The 3476-nt window shown below is 39.9% G+C and carries 2 protein-coding genes; both read right to left on the reverse strand.

Annotated features, from left to right (window positions below):
- A partial coding sequence (locus ABN217_RS18665; RefSeq protein WP_349459766.1) for a fimbrial adhesin EcpD family protein occupies positions 1–1418 on the reverse strand: 1418 nt, incomplete at its 3' end.
- A 13-nt stretch (positions 1419–1431) separates the two neighbouring features.
- Positions 1432–3476: CS1-pili formation C-terminal domain-containing protein (locus ABN217_RS18670; RefSeq protein ID WP_349459767.1), on the reverse strand; the 2045-nt coding region annotated here is incomplete at its 5' end.

The following is a 3476-nucleotide window of genomic DNA, read 5'->3' on the forward strand; positions in this document are numbered from 1 at the left end:
TCTAACTGATAAGGATGAGGCCATGCGGTCTGGGTCCAGAGTGCTTCTTTAATGGAGATAGGCACATTATCGCAAGCAGCCCGATTTTTAACTTTTGAGCCACTGGCGTCGGTATATGTCAGATAAGCTGAAAAGGGGACATTCATTTTTTTATCTTTGGAGCTAAATAAGCAATAAGATTGACCTCGGATTGTCGTTTTAGGCCCTTCAACCGCGGCTGTAATTTTATCAGCTTGGCGAAATGCGCTGGTCGTGACGATATAGTCAAACGTTAATGGTGGCTCTTTATCACCCACTTTTCCTTCTCTATAAGGATTGTTGACTAATTCTTTAGAGATAATGCTGATCCCATAATCACGAGGCTTGATAATTATCGTATTAGAAGGGGTAAATTCATAAAAGCCTGATTGAGGCACGGCAGTATTGGTAAAACTAAAGGTAAATAAATCTTGGCTCTTAGAGAGATCAACGTTATTTCTAATTAATTTTTTGAAAAAGCTTTTTGTGAAATGGACATAAACGCCCCCATCACCAGGCGTGACTAAATAAGAGGCAATTGTTGGTGAAGAATAATAATAGGTTCTTGATGTCGGCGTTGCTGAAAGAAGAATATCACCCGCACTTGGTGTAAATGATAATGTCGTTGTATCTACTTTCATCGCCAGTCTCATAACATTTAAGCTTTCGCCGTTGAGCTCATAATCGACCATCTTACAAACCACGTTATCACCGACAATTTCACAAAATTTAGAGCCAAGACCTAATACGGCGTTGCCTTCACTATCGACAAAAATCTCTTGTAACGCATTGGTTGATTTTAGCCTTATATGCCCTTTTTTCGTGATCGCAAAACTTTGTTCAGACACTCGGCCGTTTACAGAGCGACATGTTTGACCTAATGCAGGGTTATAATTCTCCTTGGTATAGCAGAAAAAATAACTAAAATTTTCTATACTACTAACCGGTAAAGTTTGCATATATTGATAAAATGAATCAGAAAATATCGCCCTAGGAATACCCGCTTCACCACCATGAGTATTCATATAGGCACGATATATTCCATCACTTAAAACCTGTTCAGGTCTTTGTATACCATCAGAAGGGCAATCTCTATAGGTTCGCCAGCAACGGTTACCAATAAATGGCATTTTAATTGGTGAGTTTTCTAACCAAATATCGAAGTAATTATTGATTGGCACTACGCCGGTATATCCCATGTAACCTAAGCTCAGTTGGTTACTACTGTATTTGGTAAAAACGTTAGCACCACTGAAACGAGGGTCTGTTTTTTGAGGTGTAATAAAATACTCGTTATCAATATTGTTTTCGATAAAAACAATATCATTGGTGTAGGTTACTGCATTGCTGGTGAATGTAGTAAAAAGGGCGAGTATTAATAAGAGATAATGTTTGAACATTATATGCTTTCCTTTAATTCCGGTTTACCAATGTCGTTTGCGGATCACAAATCACATCACCTACCCATAACACACCCCGAGCAGAGGACAAATCTAATTCAGCCTCACAAATCTGTTTATCATCTTGTTGTAATGAAATGACTGGGTAGCGTTTATCAACATCCATTGCAAATTGGCCTTGATGGTCGGTTTGAGTACGACCAATATGGTTACGTACCTGCGCACTGGCTAACAGTGTGCCATCAGGCGACTTCATTCGACCAAAAACAGTCACCATCTGTTTTAATTCAGGTTGATGCACGGCAACGTTACCTGGATAGAGCACCACATTTTTCACTCGGCCTGAGGCGATATCAAAGCTATCTTCGCTGTTTTTATCATTCAGTAATTCGACCTTATATTCCGCGTAAGGAGAAAGTGGAATAAAGTTATTACTGCCCGATAAGACAAAACGTTGGCCATTGACGTTGGCGGCAATTTGTCCTTCGCCATCAATGCCGGTTTTCACGATCACCCCAGATGTTTCTTGTTTACCACTGGCGGAGAAGTTCATATCACTATAGGCCAATGAACCTCGGGCGGTTAATGTGGTATTTAGACGATCATTATTAGGGCGGCTCATGGTTAACGTGCCCGTACTGTATTTGGTATCAAACGAACCGTAACCACTGACAGAAAAATCACTGTCAGTGCCATCTTTATCATGTAATAAGGTTGATACGGATAAACCTGCGTGACGAATAGCCGAATCTTCAAAGCTTTTCGATGCAGATAATTCACCCCGCATATTCCCATTACTGGATGAAACCCCGGCACTCAACCATGTTGCCAGCGGTAATGAGAAGTCCAGTGTGATGTATTTTTCATTCGTGCTGCTTTGATTATCGTAGTGATAACGTTGAACACCGGTACGCAAACTCATGCTACCGTAACGCCCGTTATAGAGTGTGGTAGAATATTCAAAGTTATTCGATTTGTTTTTATCGCGCAGATCTTTGGTATAGGAATAGGTAAATGATCCGGCATATTCCCAAAATTGAGTCAAATTGAGGGTGGTACCAAAAGAGTAATTATCTGAGTCATACATCGGGAAATTATCTTTGATATTCCCTTTCTCTTTATTGACCCAAAGTGAGCCAAACCCCTTGGGCAATGAATAAGAGGCAGTAATGATATTGCGATCACTACCATCGTTAGCCAAAAGAGATTGCCAACTCGTTGATATATTTTCACTTAATTGTAGATTTGCATTGGTTTCAAGTACGGCTAAATCATCAAATGCATAGGTTGAAGCTTGCAAATTTAACTCTGAAAACACCCCTAAAGTGACCGTTCCAGCTCCACCCACAAGCCAAGTATTATCAGAGTTTGATGTCTTATATCCATTGTCTCTATTTTTAATCCGTTTTTTATAATCGACATAGCCTGAGAATATTTCCCAACGAAACTCATTTAATGTTGCGCCTCGCATATTGAAGGTTTTATTCACTGTTTGAGCTTGTTTAGAATGAACTTTACCGTCAATAACCACTTCGACTTCGACTTGATAAATACCAAAAGGGAGTGGTGCGGTGTCCACTTCAAAACTGCCCATTGGAAAGTTTTGAATACTTAACAATTTGCCATCACGATAGACACGTACTTCCCCCGCACTGGGTAAAAAGACGGTGATCGGTGTTAAAGAGAGCTGAGAATGATTGACCTTGGATGAGGAATTATTGCCGTAAGTAATCCCGTAAACTTTACTGCTATTGAGTGCCGACATGGAAGCAATAGATTGTAAGTTCCACGTATTTAACAGACCAAAAGCAAAACGGCGACCATTAAAATCACGCTCAAACATGGCACGATAAAAATCGAAAGATTGCTCTGCGGTACCCAAGCCATAAGCGGTGGCACTGAGATTTAAATGGTTTTCAGCAAAACTCCAGATGCTATCGATTGAAAAATAGCTATTGGTGTTATCTTTTTGCTGTTTCATTTGATTGTTATAGACACCTAAATCATAGGTGGTGACGGAGGAAAGATTATCAACAGTTGATTTTCCTAACATTTCCG

Origin of the sequence: Proteus sp. fly-1067 (genome assembly GCF_040139345.1) — a bacterium.
In the GTDB taxonomy this organism is placed as follows: Bacteria; Pseudomonadota; Gammaproteobacteria; order Enterobacterales; family Enterobacteriaceae; genus Proteus; species Proteus vulgaris_B.